Below are 17,230 nucleotides of genomic sequence, written 5' to 3'. Positions count from 1 at the left end.
GCGCCGCAGCCGGCCCGAAGAACTCATAGCGGCTCTGCCCTTGCGGCACACCCAAGCCCTTGAGCTGACGCTTGATCGCCGCCATGAAGCCCTTGGGTCCGAGGAAGTAGGCCTCGATATCGCGCTCACGCGGCAGCCATTCGGCCAGCAGGTCCTGGTCCAGCAGGCCCACTGCGTCGGCAGCCTGGCTGCCATCCTCCTCGGCGTAGCAGTAGAAGCGCTTGAGTTGCGGGTGACGCGCCGCCAGGCCATCGATCCAGTCGCGGAAGGCATGCACCGCGCCGTTGCGTGCGCAATGGATGAAGTGCACCGGGCGTTCGGTCTCGAGGGCCGCCTCAAGCATGGCCAGGGTCGGGGTGATGCCCACACCGCCGCTGATCAGCACCAGCGGCTTGTCGCTGGCGACCAGGGTGAAATCACCGGAAGGCGGGAACAGTTGCAGGGTATCGCCGACCATCAAGCCATCATGCAGGTAGTTGGAGACCTTGCCGCCCGCCTCGCGCTTGACGCTGATGCGGTACTGCTCACCGTCGCACAGGGCCGACAGCGAATAGTTGCGACGCTGCTCCTGGCCATCGATTTCCAGCTTCAGGCCGATGTACTGGCCCGGCTCGGCCTTGAGCACCGGTTTGCCATCGACCGGCACGAAGTAGAACGAGACGATCTCGCGGCTTTCCTGCTCGCGGCGCACCAGGCGGAATTCGCGGGTGCCGCGCCAGCCGCCGGCGGCCTCTTCCTTCTGCTTGTACAGGTTCTCCTCGGCGCCGATGAGGATGTCGGCAAGCTGGCCGTAGGCCGCCGCCCAGGCGGCGATCACCTCGGCGGTGGCGATCTCCTTGCCCAGCACTTCCTCGATGGCGCGCAGCAGGCAGCTGCCGACAATCGGGTAGTGTTCAGGGAGAATCTGCAGGGCGACGTGCTTGTTGATGATCTGGCCTACCAGACCGCCCAACTGCTCGAGCTGGTCGATATGCCGGGCGTACATCAGCACGCCGTTGGCCAGGGCACGCGGCTGGTCGCCGCTGGCCTGGTGAGCCTGGTTGAACAGCGGGCGTACTTCGGGGTACTCGCTGAGCATCATCTTGTAGAAGTGGGTGGTCAGGGCCTCACCACCGCTTTCCAGCAGGGGCACGGTGGCTTTGATGATTGCACGTTGTTCGGCATTGAGCATTACGACAACTCCTGAGCCTGTGGCTTCGAATGGTTGCGTAGACCATTTCAGCAATCGTGCCAACTTTGATCGTCAGTAAAACCGGGGGTTTTCATTGATCGATGTCAAAAGGACACACTCAGGCGTATAGTCATTCCGACCAACAGGAGTCCATATGACTGCAAAGCCCCTGCTCACTGCCCTCCTCCCCCTGGTGAGCGACTTGTCCCGCGACCTCCCCGACCAGGAACGCTACCGCCGGCTGCTGCAGGCCATGCGCGGTCTGCTGCCATGCGATGCCGCGGCGCTGCTGCGCCTGGACGGCGAATGGCTGGTACCGCTAGCGGTGGATGGCTTGTCGGCGGACACCCTGGGCCGACGCTTCCGGGTCAGCGAGCACCCGCGCTTCCAGGCCCTGCTCAGCCGCCCCGAGCCCACCCGTTTCCCTAGCGACAGCCCGCTGCCCGACCCTTACGACGGCCTGGTCGACGCCGCCCATGTGGATCTCGAGGTGCACGACTGCATGGGCTGCCCGCTGATGGTCGACGAACGCCCGTGGGGCCTGCTGACCCTCGACGCGCTCACCGCCGGCCAGTTCCAGAGCCTCGAACTCGACGCCCTGCAGGCCTTCGCCAGCCTGGCCGCCGCCACGGTGACCGTGGCCGAGCGCATCGAGCACCTGGCCCTGCGCGCCGAGGATGAACACCAGCGCGCCGAGGTGTATCGCCAGGCCAGCGGCCAGGACCGCGAACTGATCGGCCAAAGCAAGGCACACAAGCGCCTGGTCGAGGAGATCCGCCTGGTCGGCGGCAGCGACCTGACCGTTCTGATCACCGGCGAGACCGGCGTCGGCAAGGAACTGGTGGCACAGGCCCTGCACCATGCCAGCCAGCGTGCCGGCAAGCCGATGGTCAGCCTCAACTGCGCCGCCCTGCCCGACACCTTGGTGGAGAGCGAGCTGTTCGGCCATGTGCGCGGCGCCTTTACCGGCGCCCATGGCGAACGCAGGGGCAAGTTTGAGCTGGCCAACGGCGGCACTTTGTTCCTCGACGAGGTCGGCGAACTGCCGCTGGCGGTGCAGGCCAAGTTGCTGCGGGTATTACAGAGCGGGCAGTTGCAACGCCTGGGTTCGGACCGCGACCATCAGGTCGATGTGCGCCTGATCGCCGCGACCAACCGCGACCTGGCCGAAGAGGTGCGCAATGGCAACTTCCGCGCCGACTTCTACCACAGGCTGAGCGTCTATCCGCTGCAAGTTCCACCCCTGCGCGAGCGAGGCCGCGACGTGCTGTTGCTGGCGGGGTTTTTCCTCGAACAGAACCGCGCGCGCCTGGGGCTGGGGAGCCTACGGCTGTCCACTGACGCCCAGGCCGCCTTGCTGGCGTACGGCTGGCCGGGCAACGTCCGCGAACTGGAGCACCTGATCGGTCGCTCGGCGCTAAAGGCATTGGGACAGCACGGGCGGCGGCCGAAAATCCTCACCCTGGAAGCGGCTGACCTCGATCTGCGCAACGTGGCGCCGAGCATGCTGGCAGAAATCGAGGCACCGTCGGCTGACGCGCCGTTGCCCGAGGGGGGGCTGCGTGAGGCGGTGGATGATTATCAGCGGCAGATCGTCGAAGCGTGCCTGGATCGCCACCAGGACAACTGGGCAGCCGCAGCCCGGGAGCTGGGGCTGGATCGGGCCAACCTGAGCCGGTTGGCCAAGCGCTTGGGGCTGCGCTGACGGGGCCGCTTCGCAGCCCATTCGCCGGCAAGCCGGCTCCCACAGGGATGGCGCTTGGCTGAGCTCAGCGCGGCCAGTGTGGGAGCCGGCTTGTCGTGGCGACGAACCGCGGCGAATGGGTCGCAAAGCGACCCCGCTGCAGATCCAATAGCAAACTAAGCTAAAGCCTGGCGCCAGAAAGCCGATAACCCGGCATCCTCCCCCTCATTCATAGCGAAGGTTGTCCATGGCCACGCAAAAAGCCCGCGCGGACTCGCTGTCCCTGCTGCTGTTCACCCTGCGCAGCGGCAAACTGATGGCAATCAACCTGCTCAAGGTCAGCGAGATCATCCCCTGCCCGCCGCTGACCAAACTGCCGGAGTCCCACCCGCACGTCAAAGGCGTCGCCACCCTGCGTGGCAACTCGCTGTCGGTGATCGACCTGTCCCGCGCCATCGGCGAAATGCCCCTGGCCGACCCCGACGGCGGCTGCCTGATCGTCACCGAGATCAGCCGCTCGCGCCAGGGCCTGCACGTGCAAGCGGTGAGCCGCATCGTCCATTGCCTGAGCACCGACATCAAACCGCCACCCTACGGCTCGGGCAACCGCTCGTTCATTACCGGCGTCACCCGGGTCGACAACACCCTGGTGCAGGTGCTGGATATCGAAAAGGTCATCCACGGCATCGCCCCGCCGCCCCACGAACCGCACCCGGGGGAAGTCAGCGAAGAGGACGCCAGCCTGCTGGCCGCCGCCAACATCCTGGTGGTGGACGACAGCCAGGTCGCGTTGCAGCAGTCGGTGCACACCCTGCGCAACCTTGGCATCGAGTGCCACACCGCGCGCAGCGCCAAGGATGCGATCAATGTGCTGCTGGAGCTGCAAGGCACCGACAGAGAGATCAACATCATCGTCTCGGACATCGAGATGTCCGAGATGGACGGCTTCGCCTTCACCCGCACCTTGCGCGAAACCCCGGACTTCCAGCACCTGTACATCCTGCTGCACACCTCGCTGGACAGCGCGATGAGCGGTGACAAGGCCAAGCTGGCCGGGGCCAATGCCATTCTCACCAAGTTCTCCTCGCCGGAACTGACCAACTGCCTGGTGACGGCGGCGCGGGCGGTGGTGTTCGAGGAGCGCTGACACATCAAGTCAGGATTTTCCTGACTTGATGAAGGAAAACGTTCGGGCATAATTCGCGCCCCTCGCAGGTTCATTGCCGGTGTCGCGTATGAAATTTCTCAATTCGTTCCTGATTCTCTGCGCCCTCGCCAGCGGCGCAGTCCACGCTTCGAGCAAGCAAGCCTGGAGCGATCAGCGCCAGCACATGCTCAAGGCCTGCCTGGCCATAAGCCAGTTCAAGGATGCCCACGCTCTGGGCAAACCCGCCGAGTTCGACGACCAGGTCGGTTACAGCGCGCTGCTGATCGAGGGCACCTACCCGCAGAAACACATGCAGAACCGCATCGGCACCGAGCTGTGCCTCTATGATCGCCAGCGCCAGCAGGCCTTCGTCACCGACTGGGAAGTCGGCAAGCGATGAGCGACAGCATTCGGTTCGCCTGCACCGGCTGTGGTAAATGCTGCACCGGTCATCACGTGCCTTTGACCCTGGCCGAGGCCCGGCAGTGGGCGAGTTCCGGCGGCCAGGTGGTGGTGCTGATCGAGGGTTTTCTCGCCGATGGCCTGGGTATGCCGGCCGACCAGCGCGAGCATGTGCTGCGCCGTTCGCACCCGGTGCCGTGCGGTGACGCGCAGTTGCAGGTGTCGGTAACCTTCGCCGCATTCAACCCCGGGCGCTGCCGCAACCTCGATGACAATGACCTGTGCGGTATCTATGAAAGCCGCCCGCTGGTCTGTCGTATCTACCCGGCGGAGATCAACCCGCACCTGCCGCTGCGCCCGGAAAACAAGGACTGCCCGCCCGAGGCCTGGACGCAAGGGCCGGAACTGATTCACGGCAGCCTGCCGGTGGATGAGGCGCTGCGTGCCCTGATCGAGGCCTCACGCCAGGCCGATCGCGACGATATCGCGGCCAAGGTGGCAATCTGTCAGGCGCTGGGGATGACCACCAGCGCTCTGAAGGGCAATGGATTTACTGCCTGGCTGCCGGACATGGCGGCGTTTGCCTCGGTGCTGGAGCAGGCGCCACGGGCGGTCGATGGACCGTGGGCTGTGCATGTGCAGGACGAGGCGCTTGCGGCCGGTCTGCAGGAACATCGGCTACAGGTGACGGGCGAAGCGCCGGTCTACTATGCGTTCATCGGTTTCTAGATAGATCCAATCGCGGGGCAAGCCCACGCCAAGTACCAAGGTGCTTCGTGGGAGCGGGCTTGCCCCGCGATAAGGCCGGCACAGACAACTCAGTCAGTCACTGACAACGCCGCCAGAACTCGTCCGCCAGTCGCCGCAGGTCCTTGGCCAGGTCCGCCACGTCACTGGCACTGCTGTGGCTGCGCTGCCCGACGCTGACCGTCGCCTCACTGGCCTGGCGGATGCTGTTGATGTTGCGGTTGATGTTCTCGCTGACCTGGCTCTGCTGCTCCACCGCCGCAGCGATCTGCAGGCTCATCTCGTTGATCTGGTTGACCCGCACGCTGATGCTGTCCAGCGCGTCGCTGGCCAGTTGCGCCTGCTCAACGCTGTGCCCGGCATGCGCGCTGCTCTGCTGCATCACTTGCACCGCCGCGCGAGCCCCATCCTGCAGGGCGCCGATCATGCGCTGGATATCGTGGGTCGACTGCGCGGTGCGCTGGGCCAGGCCACGCACCTCGTCGGCGACCACCGCGAACCCCCGCCCCTGGTCACCCGCCCGCGCCGCCTCGATGGCGGCGTTGAGCGCCAGCAGGTTGGTCTGCTCGGCAATGCCACGGATCACATCAAGCACCCCGGAAATCTCGCTGCTGTGGTTTTCCAGTTGCTGGATCACCTCGCTGGCCTCCACCAGCGAGCCCGCCAGGTCCTGGATCGCGCAGCGGTTGCGGTCGACCAGCTGATGCCCGGACTGGGTCTCGTCTTCCGCCTGGTCGGCCGCCATCGCCGCCATCTGCGCGCTGCTGGCTACCTGGGCGACGCTGGCGCTCATCTGCTGGATCGCCGTGGCCACCTGGTCGGCCTCGTTCTGCTGCTCCAGGCTGTTGGCGTGGCTGCTGTGCAGTGCCTCGGCCAGGGAGCCCGAATGCCCGGCCAGGCGCGACGAGGTGTCGCCGATACGTCCGACCACCGCGCCCAGCTGCGCCTTGAGCATGCGCATGGCGAACTCGATCTGCCCCAGGCCGTCGCGCCGGCCGGTATATAGCCGCTGGCTGAGTGGGTTGTCGGCAATCGCCTGGGCCTGTCGGCGCAGCCGCTCGTACGGGCGTAACAGCAACCGGATCGCCAGGCTGCTCAAGCCGACCGCCGCCGCCACCTCCAACACGGATTCCAGCAACGGTGCCCCCAGCCACCACTGCCCGGCGCCCAGCACCAGCGCCAGCACGGCGCCGACCGCCAGCGACAAGCGGGTGCCCAACCCGATCACCGGCAGGCGCTCGCGCCAGCCACGCCGGCCCTCGCGCAAGCGCGCATAGGCACGCTCGGCCGCCGCCACCTGCTCAGTGCCAGGCTTGGTCCGCACCGACTGGTACTCCAGCACCTGCCCGCCGCTGCTGATCGGCGAGACAAAAGCGCTCACCCAGTAGTGATCGCCATTCTTGCAGCGGTTCTTCACCAGCCCCATCCACGAGCGCCCGGCCTTGAGGGACTGCCACATCTGGGCGAAGGCCTGGGGCGGCATGTCGGGGTGGCGGACGATGTGGTGGGGATTGCCCAGCAGCTCCTCGCGCAGGAAACCGCTGACCCGCAGGAAGTCGTCGTTGGCATAGGTGATGCGGCTGTCCAGGTCGGTGGTGGACAGGATGTTGGCGTCGCCGGGGTAATCCACTTCGCGACCGGTAACAGGCATATTGCACTTCATCGGAGGCACTCGTTGTTGTACGGGAGATCGGCAGGGCGTACGACTCTAGGGGCAAACGCCGACGTAACATTGATCCATGGCAGGATATTGGCACTTGGCCATCAACCCACCGAAACTGACAGCCGTGACAGCCTGGCGTCACGCTGCCGACCCGGTCGGCGCGCTATAACCCTGTAATAGCCGAATCCATTTCCCAGCCCCTTGGCCAAGGTGCCCACCCCGATGCGACGTCCGTCCCGCCTCCTCGTACTCGCCGCCCTGGCCCTGGTCCTGCTGGTCGCCATCGGCGCCTGGCTGGGGCCGCGCCGCGAAGCTACGGCCAACCGCGCCGCCAGCACGATACCGGTGCGAGTGATAGCCGTGGCCCAGCAGGACGTGCCGCGCTACCTCAGCGCCATCGGCTCGGTGCTGTCGCTGCACAGCGTCGAGGTGCGCCCGCAGGTCGAGGGCGTGCTGACCCAGGTGCTGGTCAAGGAAGGCCAGTGGGTCAAGCAGGGCGACCTGCTGGCCACCCTCGATGACCGGGCGATCCGTGCCAACCTCGACCAGGCCCGTGCCCAGCTCGGCCAGACCCAGGCGCAGTTGCAGGTGGGCAAGGTCAACCTCAAGCGCTACCAGTTGCTGAGCAGCGACGACGGCGTGTCCAAGCAGACCCTCGACCAGCAGCAGGCGCTGGTGAACCAGTTGCAGGCGACGATCAAGGGCAACCAGGCGGCCATCGACAATGCCGCGGTGCAGCTCAGCTACACGCAGATCCGCTCGCCGGTGAGCGGTCGCGTCGGCATTCGCAACGTCGACCCTGGCAACCTGGTCCGCACCAGCGACACCCAGAGCCTGTTCAACGTCACCCAGATCGACCCGATCGCCGTGGAATTCGCCCTGCCCCAACAGCAGCTCCCAGTCCTGCAGGGCCTGTTGAACTCAACCACGCCCGCCGAAGTGGAGACCTACCTGGACGCCGACGGCGAACGCAGCCTGCTCGCCAAGGGGCACTTGATGCTGATCGACAACCAGGTCTCGGCCACCACCGGCACGGTGCGGGTCAAGGCTGAGTTCGCCAACCAGGACGGACGTCTGTGGCCGGGCCAGCTGGTCACCGTGCGCCTGCGCACAGCGGTGGACGAGGACGCCCTGGTGGTGCCGCCACCGGTGGTACAGCGCAGCATCGACGGCCACTTCGTCTACCGTCTGGACGGCGACAAGGTCAGCGCCGTACCGGTCAAGGTGGTGTACCAGGACAGCACGCTGAATGTCATTGCCGGGGTCAAGGCCGGCGATCGCCTGGTGCTGGACGGTCAGTCGCGACTCAAGCCCGGCAGCACCGTGGAGGTCACCCCCGACACCCCTGCCCCGGCGGAAATGGCCGAAAGCAGGAGCCAGCCATGAACACCCGCAACGGGGTCTCGGCCTGGTGCATCGACCACCCCATCGCCACCTTGCTGCTGACCTTCGCCCTGGTCCTGCTCGGTGCCATCGCCTTCCCGCGCCTGCCGGTGGCGCCGCTGCCCGAGGCCGACTTCCCGACCATCCAGGTCACCGCCCAGTTGCCCGGCGCCAGCCCCGAGACCATGGCCTCGTCGGTCGCGACGCCCCTGGAGGTGCAGTTCAGCGCCATCCCCGGCATGACCCAGATGACCAGCAGCAGCGCCCTGGGCTCGACCAACCTGATCCTGCAATTCACCCTGGACAAGAACATCGACACCGCCGCCCAGGAGGTCCAGGCGGCGATCAACACCGCCACCGCGCGCCTGCCCCAGGACCTGCCCAGCCCGCCCACCTGGCGCAAGGTCAACCCCGCCGACAGCCCGGTGCTGATCCTCACCGTCAGCTCGGCGCAGATGCCCGGCAACCAACTGAGCGACTACGCCGAGACCCTGCTGGCCCGCCAGCTCAGCCAGATCGACGGCGTCGGCCTGATCAACATCACCGGGCAACTGCGCCCGGCCATCCGCGTGCAGGCCCAGCCCGAGAAGCTCGCCGCCATCGGCCTGACCCTGGCCGACATCCGCCAGGCCATCCAGCAGACCAGCCTCAACCTGGCCAAGGGCGCGCTGTACGGCGAACACAGCGTGTCGACCCTCGCCGCCAACGACCAGCTGTTCCACCCCGAGGACTACGCGAAGCTGATCGTCAGCTACCGCAACGGCGCCCCGGTGCACCTGGCCGACGTCGCCAAGGTGATCGACGGCGCCGAGAACGCCTACGTCAGGGCCTGGTCCGGCGAACAGCCGGGGTTGAACCTGGTGATCTTCCGCCAACCCGGCGCGAACATCGTCGACACCGTGGACCGGGTGATGGCTGCCCTGCCCCGCCTGCAGGAAATGCTGCCGGCAGCGGTCGAGGTGTCGGTGCTGCAGGACCGCACGCAGACCATCCGTGCCTCGCTGCACGAGGTCGAGCTGACCCTGCTGATCGCCGTGGCCCTGGTGATCGGGGTGATGGCGCTGTTCCTGCGCCAGTGGTCGGCGACCTTCATCGTTTCCAGCGTGCTCGGCGTGTCGCTGATCGCCAGTTGCGCATTGATGTACGTGTTCGGCTTCAGCCTCAACAACCTCACCCTGGTGGCCATCGTCATCGCCGTGGGTTTCGTGGTGGACGATGCCATCGTCGTGGTGGAGAACATCCACCGCCACCTGGAGGCCGGCGACGACAGCCGCACGGCCGCGCTCAAGGGCGCCGGCGAGATCGGCTTCACCGTGGTGTCGATCAGCTTCTCGCTGATCGCCGCGTTCATTCCGCTGCTGTTCATGGGCGGCGTGGTCGGCCGGCTGTTCAAGGAATTCGCCCTGACCGCCACCGCGACCATCCTGATTTCGGTGGTGGTCTCGCTGACCCTGGCGCCGACCCTCGCCGCGCTGTGCATGCGCCGCCCCGAGGCACAGCATGACGGTTTCGGCCAGCGCCTGGTGCGCTGGTACGAGAAGGGCCTGGACAGGGCCCTGGCGCACCAGCGCGTCACCCTCGGCGTGTTCGGCCTGACCCTGGCACTGGCGGTGGTCGGCTACGTGGCCATCCCCAAGGGCTTCTTCCCGCTACAGGACACCGGTTTCATCCTCGGCACCAGCGAGGCGGCGGCCGATGTGTCCTACCCCGCGATGATCGAGAAGCACAAGGCCCTGGCGAAGATCATCGAAGCCGACCCGGCGGTGCGCGCCTTCTCCCATTCGGTCGGTGTCACCGGCAGCAACCAGACCATCGCCAACGGGCGCTTCTGGATCTCCCTCAAGCCCCGTGGCGAGCGCGACGTGTCGGCCAGCGAATGGATCGACCGCATGCGCCCGAAACTGGCGCAGGTTCCCGGCATCGTCCTGTACCTGCGCGCAGGGCAAGACATCAACCTCAGTTCCGGGCCGTCGCGCACCCAGTACCAGTACGTGCTCAAGAGCAATGACGGCGTTGCGCTGAACCTGTGGACCCAGCGCCTGACCGAACGCCTGCGCGAGAATCCGGCGTTCCGCGACCTGTCCAACGACCTGCAACTGGGCGCCAGCGTCACCCGCATCGACATCGACCGCCAGGCCGCCGCGCGCTTCGGCCTGACCACCACCGACGTCGACCAGGCGCTGTACGATGCCTTCGGCCAGCGGCAGATCAGCGAGTTCCAGACCGAGACCAACCAGTACAAGGTGATCCTCGAACTGGACGCCCGCCAGCGCGGCAAGGCCGAGAGCCTCAACTATTTCTACCTGCGCTCGCCGCTGTCCGGCGAAATGGTGCCGTTGTCGGCCCTGGCCCATGTCGCGCCACCCAGCACCGGCCCTTTGTCGATCAGCCACGACGGCTTGTTCCCGGCGGCCAACCTGTCGTTCAACCTGGCCCCCGGCGTGGCCCTGGGCGATGCGGTGCAGACCCTCGAACGCACCCAGCGCGAACTGGGCATGCCCGACGCCATCGCCGGCAACTTCCAGGGCGCCGCCCAGGCCTTCCAGAGTTCACTGTCGAGCCAGCCCTACCTGATCCTCGCCGCGCTGGTGGCGGTGTACATCATCCTTGGCGTGCTCTACGAGAGCTTCGTGCACCCGCTGACCATCATCTCCACCCTGCCCTCGGCGGGCCTGGGCGCGTTGATCCTGCTCTGGGCGATGGGCCAGGACTTCACCATCATGGGCCTGATCGGCGTGGTGCTGCTGATCGGCATCGTCAAGAAAAACGGCATCCTGCTCATCGACTTCGCCCTCGAAGCCCAGCGCAACCACGGCATGACGCCGGAGCAGGCGATCCACCAGGCGTGCCTGGTGCGCTTCCGCCCGATCATCATGACCACCCTGGCCGCGCTGCTCGGCGCACTGCCGCTGATGTTCGGCTTCGGCGCTGGCGCCGAACTGCGCCAGCCACTGGGTATCGCCGTGGTCGGCGGCCTGCTGGTGAGCCAGGCCCTGACGCTGTTCACCACCCCGGTCATATACTTGGCCCTGGAACGCCTGTTCCACCGCCGCCGGGCCACCGTCGCCCCCGCGCCGACCGCCAGTTGAGACAAGACCATGCGTGTGCTGATCATCGAAGACGAAGAAAAAACCGCCGACTACCTGCATCGCGGCCTCACCGAGCAGGGCTTTACCGTCGACCTGGCACGCGACGGCATCGACGGCCTGCACCTGGCCCTCGAAGGTGACTACGCGGTAATCGTGCTCGACGTGATGCTGCCTGGCCTCGATGGTTACGGGGTGCTGCGTGCGTTGCGGGCACGCAAGCAGACGCCGGTGATCATGCTCACCGCCCGCGAGCGGGTCGAGGACCGCATCCACGGCCTGCGCGAAGGCGCCGACGACTACCTGGGCAAGCCGTTCTCGTTCCTCGAGTTGGTGGCCAGGTTGCAGGCCCTGACCCGACGCAGCGCGGTTCATGAACCGTTGCAGATCCAGGTCGCCGACCTGTGGATCGACCTGATGGCGCGCAAGGCCAGCCGGGCCGGCCAGCGCCTGGACCTGACCGCCAAGGAGTTTTCGTTGCTCAGCGTGCTGGCCCGGCGCCAGGGCGAGATCCTGTCCAAGACCGCGATCGCCGAGCTGGTCTGGGACATCAATTTCGACAGTGACGCCAATGTCGTCGAGGTAGCGATCAAGCGCCTGCGCGCCAAGCTCGACGGGCCCTTCGACAACAAGCTGCTGCATACCATCCGAGGCATGGGCTATGTCCTGGAAAACCGTGGCTGAAGCCTGCGGCAGTACCCGCTCCCACGCGTCGGCCACAGGTGCCGCCCCATGAATCCTTTACGCAACTCCATCGCCCTGCGCCTGTCGGCGCTGTTCGCCATGGTCGCCCTGGCCGTGTTCGTGCTGATCGGCAGCGCGCTGTACCGCCAGGTCGATCGCAGCCTCGACCTGTTGCCTGAAGCCGAGCTCGATGCGCGCTTCAGCGTGCTCGAATCGACCCTCAACCGCTACGGCACCCCCGAGCACTGGGCCAAGATCAACAACAAGCTCAACCTGCTCGGCGAAGAAGACCGGCGCATCCGCTTCTGGGTAGTGAGCGGCAATCCGGCCTTCGAGTATGGCCAGCCCAGCGAACAGGTCCGCGCTTTCGCCGACGGCCCGGAGGGCATGCGCGACCTGCGCCTGAGCGACAGCCCCTATCCCTACAAGGTGCTGGTCAGCGCTCTGCCCGCCCTGGGCGAGCGCCCGCCGCTGCGCTTTCTGATCGGCATCGATACCGAGACGTTCTGGCAGGCCCAGCACAGTCTGCTGGTGGCTATCGTCGGCCTGGCGGCCTTCGGCGTGGTGCTGGCCTCGCTGCTTGGTTACTGGGTCGCGCGCATTGGCCTGCGCCCACTGCTGGCCCTCTCCGACGAGGCCCAGGCCCTGGCGCCGCCGCGTCTGGATGGCCGCCTGCAGACCCGCGACCTGCCGCCTGAACTGGCACGCTTCGCCGGCACCTTCAATGCCGCCCTCGACCGCGTCAGCCAGGCCTATTCGCAACTGGAAGCCTTCAACGCCGACGTCGCCCACGAACTGCGCTCGCCGCTGACCAACCTGATCGGCCAGACCCAGGTCGCCCTCACCCGCGGGCGCAGCGCCGAGCACTACTTCGAGGTGCTGCAATCGAACCTCGAAGAACTCGAGCGCCTGCGCAGCATCATCAACGACATGCTGTTCCTGGCCAGCGCCGACCAGGGCAGCAAGGCCACCGCCCTTACCCAGGCCTCACTGGCCGAGGAAGTGGCCACCACTCTCGACTACCTCGACTACATCCTCGAAGACGCCCACGTCAGCGTCACCGTCAGCGGCGATGCCCAGGCCTGCATCGAAAAGGCCCAGTTGCGCCGGGCACTGATCAACCTGCTGAACAACGCCGTGCAGCACACCGCACCGCACCAGGCGATCCAGGTGCGCATCGAGGCTAATGAGGAGCAGGTCAGCATCGCCGTGAGCAACCCGGGGCCGGCGATCGACGACGAACACCTGCCGATGCTGTTCGAGCGTTTCTATCGGGTGGATGCGGCCCGCGCCAACAGCGGCGGCGGCAACCACGGACTGGGCCTGGCCATCGTCAAGGCAATCGCCCTGATGCACGGCGGCAGTGTTTTCGTGCACAGCGAGGCCGGGGCGAATACCTTCGGTATCAACTTGCCGAGCGCTCAACTACGCGGGTTTGCGGTAAAAGTCTGAGTGTTTTTCCCGCGATCATTACTTTTTGCGCAACAGTGCTTATCTGAACAGCCTCTGTTTCCCCGCTGTTTACAGGACTAACTTTAGCCCTGTCTCCATTAGCACTTGCCCCGCAAGAAGGTTGTTCCAAATGTCCAACAGTATGGGTATTGCCAGCGTCTTCGTCCTGTCTTCCCTGTTGTTGTCGCCCCTGGCCATGGCGGAAGAATCCCCGGCCTTCGTCGCCCGCAACGCCGAACTCGCCGCGGTTCACCAAGAGGCGCGTGACGCCTACGCCGCGCAGCAGTCGGCTGCGGCTAAAGACGCACAGCAGACCGCTTCCAAGGTATCTGTCGATACCGATGCCGATAGTTGACCGGCCACGTCAGCTGTTTCCAGTTTTCCCTGGGCTACACCATGGGCACTGCCTGTGACGATATGTTAGCCTTTCAAAGCCGCTGCCTTTCAGCGGCTTTTTTTATGCGTCGGAAATCTCAGCCTGGCTGTTACGTCTCTAATAAGAACTTGCAGACACGACAATAAAAAACTGCCCCATCGCTTGACCAAAGGAGTTTGTACCGGTGTCTTTCGCGTTTCGTTTCACCCCGTTGTTCGTTGCATTGGCCGCAACGATGCCCGTGGCCGCACAGGCCGATGAAGACAAGGCTGATGGCTTCATCGAGGGCTCCACGCTGAACCTGCATTTGCGTAATGCCTACTTCAACCGCAACGAGAAGAATGCCTCGATCAAGGACAAGCGCGAGTGGGGCCAGGGCGCCGTGGCGCGCTTCGAGTCCGGCTACACGCCTGGCGTGATCGGCTTCGGCCTCGACGCCCACGCCATGGTCGGCCTGAAGCTCGACGGCGGTGATGGCCGCGCCGGCACCTCGATCCTGCCGAGCGCGCCGGAGGACAAGGCGCGCCATGCCTTCTCCACTGCCGGCGGCGCGATCAAGCTCAAGGGTTTCGACACCGAGTTCAAGGCCGGCGACCTGTTCCTCACCAACCCGGTGATCGCCGGTGGCGAAAGCCGCATGCTGCCGCAGACCTTCCGCGGCGTCGCGCTGACCAACAACAGCATCGACGGGCTGATGCTCGAAGGCGGCAAGGTCAGCTTCACCAAGCCGTACAACCAGAGCGGCCACCGCCGCATCAACACCTACTACAGCAACCAGACGCCCGAGCAGGACAGCCAGAACCTGAGCTGGGCCGGTGCGTCGTGGAGCGGCACCGAGGGCGTCACCGCCAACCTCTACGCCGCCGAGCTGAAGGACATCTGGAACCAGTACTACGCCGACTTCGACTACACCTACCAGGTCAACGACCTGGTCAGCCTGAACCCGGGCGTGCACTTCTACCACACCCAGGACACCGGCCAGTCGAAGCTGGGCGACATCGACAACAACACCTGGAGCGTGCACTTCACCGTCGCCGCCGGGTACCACAGCGTCACCGCCGCCTACCAGCGGGTCAATGGCGACACGCCGTTCGACTACATCAACCTGGGCGACAGCATCTTCCTCGACAACTCGCGCATGTACTCGGACTTCAACGCGCCGAACGAGCGCTCGTGGAAGCTGCAGTACGACTATGACTTCGCCGGCCTCGGCATGCCGGGCCTGAGCACCTCGCTGTCGTACTCGCGCGGCAAGGCCGACCTGACCAAGGCCAGCCAGGACACCCAGTACTACGCCTTCTATAACGCCGACGGCGAGAATGCCCGGCACTGGGAGCGCGACTTCGACGTGAAGTACGTGTTCCAGCAAGGCCAACTGAAGGACCTGTCGGTGCTGCTGCGCTATGCCACGCACCGGGCCAACGCGGCGTACTCGAACATCCAGGACAACGACGAATTCCGCGTGATCGTGGATTATCCGTTGAACGTGTTCTGATCCATCATCGCGGGCGAGGGCTACGCCCTCGTTTCGCCGGCAAGCCGGCTCCCACAGGTACAGCGCTATTTTGTGGGAGCCGGCTTGCCGGCGATGCTCTGCTTCAACTGTTTCTTTTCAGCCCTGTTTCCAGGTCATTGATCAGCGCCTTGGCCATGGCGCTGAGCATCCGCGCCGCACTCCCCGCTTTCAGGTCCCCTTCCATTTCCGCCTCGGTGGTCAGGTGCAGGATGCAATCCTGCAATACCGACAGTTCATCGAATGCCCGGCTCAAGGGTACACCCGGCAGCACGCGATAACATTCCAGGAAGGTCTCGTCGCCCGCGGTGACGGGCATATCGAGCTGCTCGCTCATGGCTGCACCTCCAGCGACCTGGCATGGGCCATCAGGCAGCTCAGCAGCCGGCTGTGGATGGAAATGTTCTCCACCAGGATCTCGGGACGCTCATCCACGGGAAAGGCCATGTAGACATCGCAGGTGCGGGTCATCATGGTCATCAGGACAGCGGCATGTTCCCAGACTTCGGCGAGGGGCAGGTGGTCGATGATGGAGATGTAGGGGATGGGTGGGTCAGGTACTAGCTTTTTCATATGCGTTTTCCAATGTCATTAAAGGAAACCGCCAGCTCATCCTTTCTCACCAGATAAGGGTGGCAGCCGTACACGGGGTGAGAAAACCGAGGACATTGGAACCCGGCCAGACCTAGGTCTGCCCATGCACGGCTGCCGTAACAGAATGCGGAACCAACATCGTTCGGGTTTCTCACGCCCGGTCACCAAATTTGGCGACCCGACGACGTTAGCCCTGATGCATTTCCCGGCCTATCCAGACCCTTCCGGCAAGCGCGTAGGATAGGTCCCAAGCACAGCCCGACTGAAGCATTTGGTTTCAGATTCGGAAATGTCGTACACCAGATCACGCAAGAAGGCTCACGGCACTCCTTCTCTACCAATTTCGAGCGAATGCTCTGCTACGTGGCAGTTCGAAGCATGTCCATGGTTTCACTATACGGAGGTGGGGCGTCGTATTCCGGTGGCAGGTCAACAGCCTCAGCGACAGGTCTACGGGGCGAATCTAATGGGTTTTGGTCAGCCTCAGTCCCCCAATCGGGCAGCGGAAGCCCACGCTGTACATACTCAACAGCGGAGTAGAATCGACCCTCTTCAAGCTTTTCGAAACTCTTGGCGATCTTTTTTTTGTTTCGCTCAAATTGCACCCACGGCATCGATGTTGTTGGCCGAGCATTCGGAAGGTTCTCTACTTGATCGGCAAGTTTTTTGGCTTTCTCGATCCTGCTGATGAGCTTGCCAATATGGCGTTTAGCTTTCTTGCTCAGGGTCGGATAGTTCTGCCAATCAGGATGGTACTGAAGTGGATTCTCGAGTTGCGCATGGCGATGCAGTTGACTCGTAAGGTTGCGAGACTGCCCAGAATCATCCCGATAATTCATAGGGTCACCGGCACAGTACGCGTAGGCATTGGCCCCACCCGCATCAAACGGGCTCAAACTATCCGCCGAGATAAAGCGCATAAGCCGAGGGTTATAGATACGGTGCCCCCGCCCCAAAAAATAGCAACTGAGGGGTGGTGTCCGTGGGTATCCATCGAAACCAAGCCACGGCTGCACACGGTTGCCAACCGCGTCGAATCCATAGCTGGTATAGGCAAACGCCTGGCGCCCGGCCTTTGAAGTGTGTTGCACAATCGAATGTTGGCGATCGGTTGCAAGCAACCCCATCGTCCGAAAACTGTTCGGTTCAAGAGTCATGGACATGCGCTTTTAATGAAGTGTCATAGCACTCTGCCCCCCAAACTGAGAGCTGACAACTGGTAGAAATGCCAGGTCATCCCGGTCTGTACCCGTGCGTATTCAAGCCTGCACATTGCGCAACGCAAATTCCCCTGTCGCCGCGAGCTAGACTTGTCATTGCGCCCGACT

15 protein-coding genes and 1 pseudogene are annotated in these 17,230 nt (G+C 64.6%); 10 read left to right on the top strand and 6 right to left on the bottom strand.

From position 1 onward, the window contains the following. Nucleotides 1–1,171, bottom strand: a 1,171-nt coding sequence (gene hmpA, locus ACQ4OD_RS16560; RefSeq protein WP_430944594.1) for an NO-inducible flavohemoprotein, incomplete at its 3' end; no start/stop codon positions are given. A 154-nt stretch (nucleotides 1,172–1,325) separates the two neighbouring features. Between hmpA and norR the strand changes: the two genes are divergently transcribed. The 4 genes from norR to ACQ4OD_RS16540 all read left to right on the top strand — a co-directional run bounded on the left by norR (nucleotide 1,326) and on the right by ACQ4OD_RS16540 (nucleotide 5,133). Then, nucleotides 1,326–2,876 carry a nitric oxide reductase transcriptional regulator NorR gene (norR, locus tag ACQ4OD_RS16555; RefSeq protein ID WP_139668718.1) on the top strand — a complete coding sequence of 517 codons (1,551 nt, stop codon included), beginning with the start codon at nucleotides 1,326–1,328 and terminating at the stop codon, nucleotides 2,874–2,876. A gap of 226 nt (nucleotides 2,877–3,102) precedes the next feature. Next, complete coding sequence (locus ACQ4OD_RS16550; RefSeq protein WP_102682490.1) at nucleotides 3,103–4,002, top strand: chemotaxis protein; 900 nt, start codon at nucleotides 3,103–3,105, stop codon at nucleotides 4,000–4,002. A gap of 88 nt (nucleotides 4,003–4,090) precedes the next feature. Further along, the gene (locus tag ACQ4OD_RS16545) at nucleotides 4,091–4,402 is read left to right on the top strand and encodes a hypothetical protein (protein ID WP_198754354.1); all 312 of its coding nucleotides are present in this window, start codon (nucleotides 4,091–4,093) and stop codon (nucleotides 4,400–4,402) included. Then, nucleotides 4,399–5,133 (top strand): YkgJ family cysteine cluster protein, encoded by a 735-nt coding sequence (locus ACQ4OD_RS16540; RefSeq protein ID WP_139668712.1) that lies wholly within the window; start codon nucleotides 4,399–4,401, stop codon nucleotides 5,131–5,133. The genes ACQ4OD_RS16545 and ACQ4OD_RS16540 overlap by 4 nt, the downstream gene beginning before the upstream one ends. A gap of 97 nt (nucleotides 5,134–5,230) precedes the next feature. Here the strand turns inward: ACQ4OD_RS16540 and ACQ4OD_RS16535 are convergent, their stop codons facing one another. Then, complete coding sequence (locus ACQ4OD_RS16535) at nucleotides 5,231–6,337, bottom strand: methyl-accepting chemotaxis protein (protein WP_408981089.1); 1,107 nt, start codon at nucleotides 6,335–6,337, stop codon at nucleotides 5,231–5,233. 195 nt (nucleotides 6,338–6,532) lie between these two features. Next, nucleotides 6,533–6,802: pseudogene (locus ACQ4OD_RS16530) on the bottom strand (PAS domain-containing protein); the annotation flags it as partial. A gap of 234 nt (nucleotides 6,803–7,036) precedes the next feature. Here ACQ4OD_RS16530 and ACQ4OD_RS16525 point away from each other — a divergent pair. From ACQ4OD_RS16525 to ACQ4OD_RS16500, 6 genes are all read left to right on the top strand, one after another. Then, on the top strand, nucleotides 7,037–8,200 hold the full coding sequence (locus ACQ4OD_RS16525) for an efflux RND transporter periplasmic adaptor subunit (RefSeq protein ID WP_198754352.1): 1,164 nt from the start codon (nucleotides 7,037–7,039) through the stop codon (nucleotides 8,198–8,200). Then, a complete protein-coding gene (locus ACQ4OD_RS16520; RefSeq protein ID WP_430944593.1) occupies nucleotides 8,197–11,286 on the top strand; it encodes a multidrug efflux RND transporter permease subunit in 3,090 nt (1,029 codons plus the stop codon). Before ACQ4OD_RS16525 ends, ACQ4OD_RS16520 begins: the two co-directional genes overlap by 4 nt. A 9-nt stretch (nucleotides 11,287–11,295) precedes the next feature. Next, nucleotides 11,296–11,967 (top strand): heavy metal response regulator transcription factor, encoded by a 672-nt coding sequence (locus ACQ4OD_RS16515; protein WP_139668704.1) that lies wholly within the window; start codon nucleotides 11,296–11,298, stop codon nucleotides 11,965–11,967. 48 nt (nucleotides 11,968–12,015) lie between these two features. Then, a complete protein-coding gene (locus ACQ4OD_RS16510; RefSeq protein ID WP_430944592.1) occupies nucleotides 12,016–13,419 on the top strand; it encodes a heavy metal sensor histidine kinase in 1,404 nt (467 codons plus the stop codon). 130 nt (nucleotides 13,420–13,549) lie between these two features. Further along, nucleotides 13,550–13,774 carry a hypothetical protein gene (locus ACQ4OD_RS16505; protein WP_023631633.1) on the top strand — a complete coding sequence of 75 codons (225 nt, stop codon included), beginning with the start codon at nucleotides 13,550–13,552 and terminating at the stop codon, nucleotides 13,772–13,774. A gap of 205 nt (nucleotides 13,775–13,979) precedes the next feature. After that, nucleotides 13,980–15,290 carry an OprD family porin gene (locus tag ACQ4OD_RS16500; RefSeq protein WP_430944591.1) on the top strand — a complete coding sequence of 437 codons (1,311 nt, stop codon included), beginning with the start codon at nucleotides 13,980–13,982 and terminating at the stop codon, nucleotides 15,288–15,290. A 103-nt stretch (nucleotides 15,291–15,393) separates the two neighbouring features. Here the strand turns inward: ACQ4OD_RS16500 and ACQ4OD_RS16495 are convergent, their stop codons facing one another. The 3 genes from ACQ4OD_RS16495 to ACQ4OD_RS16485 form a co-directional block, all read right to left on the bottom strand. Continuing rightward, nucleotides 15,394–15,645 (bottom strand): DUF3077 domain-containing protein, encoded by a 252-nt coding sequence (locus ACQ4OD_RS16495; RefSeq protein WP_430944590.1) that lies wholly within the window; start codon nucleotides 15,643–15,645, stop codon nucleotides 15,394–15,396. Continuing rightward, nucleotides 15,642–15,881, bottom strand: coding sequence for a hypothetical protein (locus ACQ4OD_RS16490; protein ID WP_430944589.1), 240 nt, complete (start codon nucleotides 15,879–15,881; stop codon nucleotides 15,642–15,644). The genes ACQ4OD_RS16495 and ACQ4OD_RS16490 overlap by 4 nt, the downstream gene beginning before the upstream one ends. A gap of 380 nt (nucleotides 15,882–16,261) precedes the next feature. Then, a complete protein-coding gene (locus ACQ4OD_RS16485; RefSeq protein ID WP_430944588.1) occupies nucleotides 16,262–17,059 on the bottom strand; it encodes an RHS repeat-associated core domain-containing protein in 798 nt (265 codons plus the stop codon). Between the last annotated feature and the right edge of the window lie 171 nt (nucleotides 17,060–17,230).

This window comes from Pseudomonas sp. WC1 (assembly GCF_050586565.1).
Taxonomy (GTDB): domain Bacteria; phylum Pseudomonadota; class Gammaproteobacteria; order Pseudomonadales; family Pseudomonadaceae; genus Aquipseudomonas.
The sequence above is the reverse complement of the archived record's forward strand: the minus strand, read 5'-3'. Positions and strand labels throughout refer to the sequence as shown.

What these genes read in the sequence shown, in the direction of transcription:
- ACQ4OD_RS16495 (WP_430944590.1), bottom strand. Translation starts at nt 15,645, where the DNA reads ATGAGCGAGCAGCTCGATATGCCCGTCACCGCGGGCGACGAGACCTTC.
- ACQ4OD_RS16520 (WP_430944593.1), top strand. Translation starts at nt 8,197, where the DNA reads ATGAACACCCGCAACGGGGTCTCGGCCTGGTGCATCGACCACCCCATC.
- ACQ4OD_RS16490 (WP_430944589.1), bottom strand. Translation starts at nt 15,881, where the DNA reads ATGAAAAAGCTAGTACCTGACCCACCCATCCCCTACATCTCCATCATC.
- ACQ4OD_RS16540 (WP_139668712.1), top strand. Translation starts at nt 4,399, where the DNA reads ATGAGCGACAGCATTCGGTTCGCCTGCACCGGCTGTGGTAAATGCTGC.
- ACQ4OD_RS16515 (WP_139668704.1), top strand. Translation starts at nt 11,296, where the DNA reads ATGCGTGTGCTGATCATCGAAGACGAAGAAAAAACCGCCGACTACCTG.
- norR (WP_139668718.1), top strand. Translation starts at nt 1,326, where the DNA reads ATGACTGCAAAGCCCCTGCTCACTGCCCTCCTCCCCCTGGTGAGCGAC.
- ACQ4OD_RS16525 (WP_198754352.1), top strand. Translation starts at nt 7,037, where the DNA reads ATGCGACGTCCGTCCCGCCTCCTCGTACTCGCCGCCCTGGCCCTGGTC.
- ACQ4OD_RS16545 (WP_198754354.1), top strand. Translation starts at nt 4,091, where the DNA reads ATGAAATTTCTCAATTCGTTCCTGATTCTCTGCGCCCTCGCCAGCGGC.
- ACQ4OD_RS16550 (WP_102682490.1), top strand. Translation starts at nt 3,103, where the DNA reads ATGGCCACGCAAAAAGCCCGCGCGGACTCGCTGTCCCTGCTGCTGTTC.
- ACQ4OD_RS16510 (WP_430944592.1), top strand. Translation starts at nt 12,016, where the DNA reads ATGAATCCTTTACGCAACTCCATCGCCCTGCGCCTGTCGGCGCTGTTC.
- ACQ4OD_RS16485 (WP_430944588.1), bottom strand. Translation starts at nt 17,059, where the DNA reads ATGACTCTTGAACCGAACAGTTTTCGGACGATGGGGTTGCTTGCAACC.
- ACQ4OD_RS16505 (WP_023631633.1), top strand. Translation starts at nt 13,550, where the DNA reads ATGTCCAACAGTATGGGTATTGCCAGCGTCTTCGTCCTGTCTTCCCTG.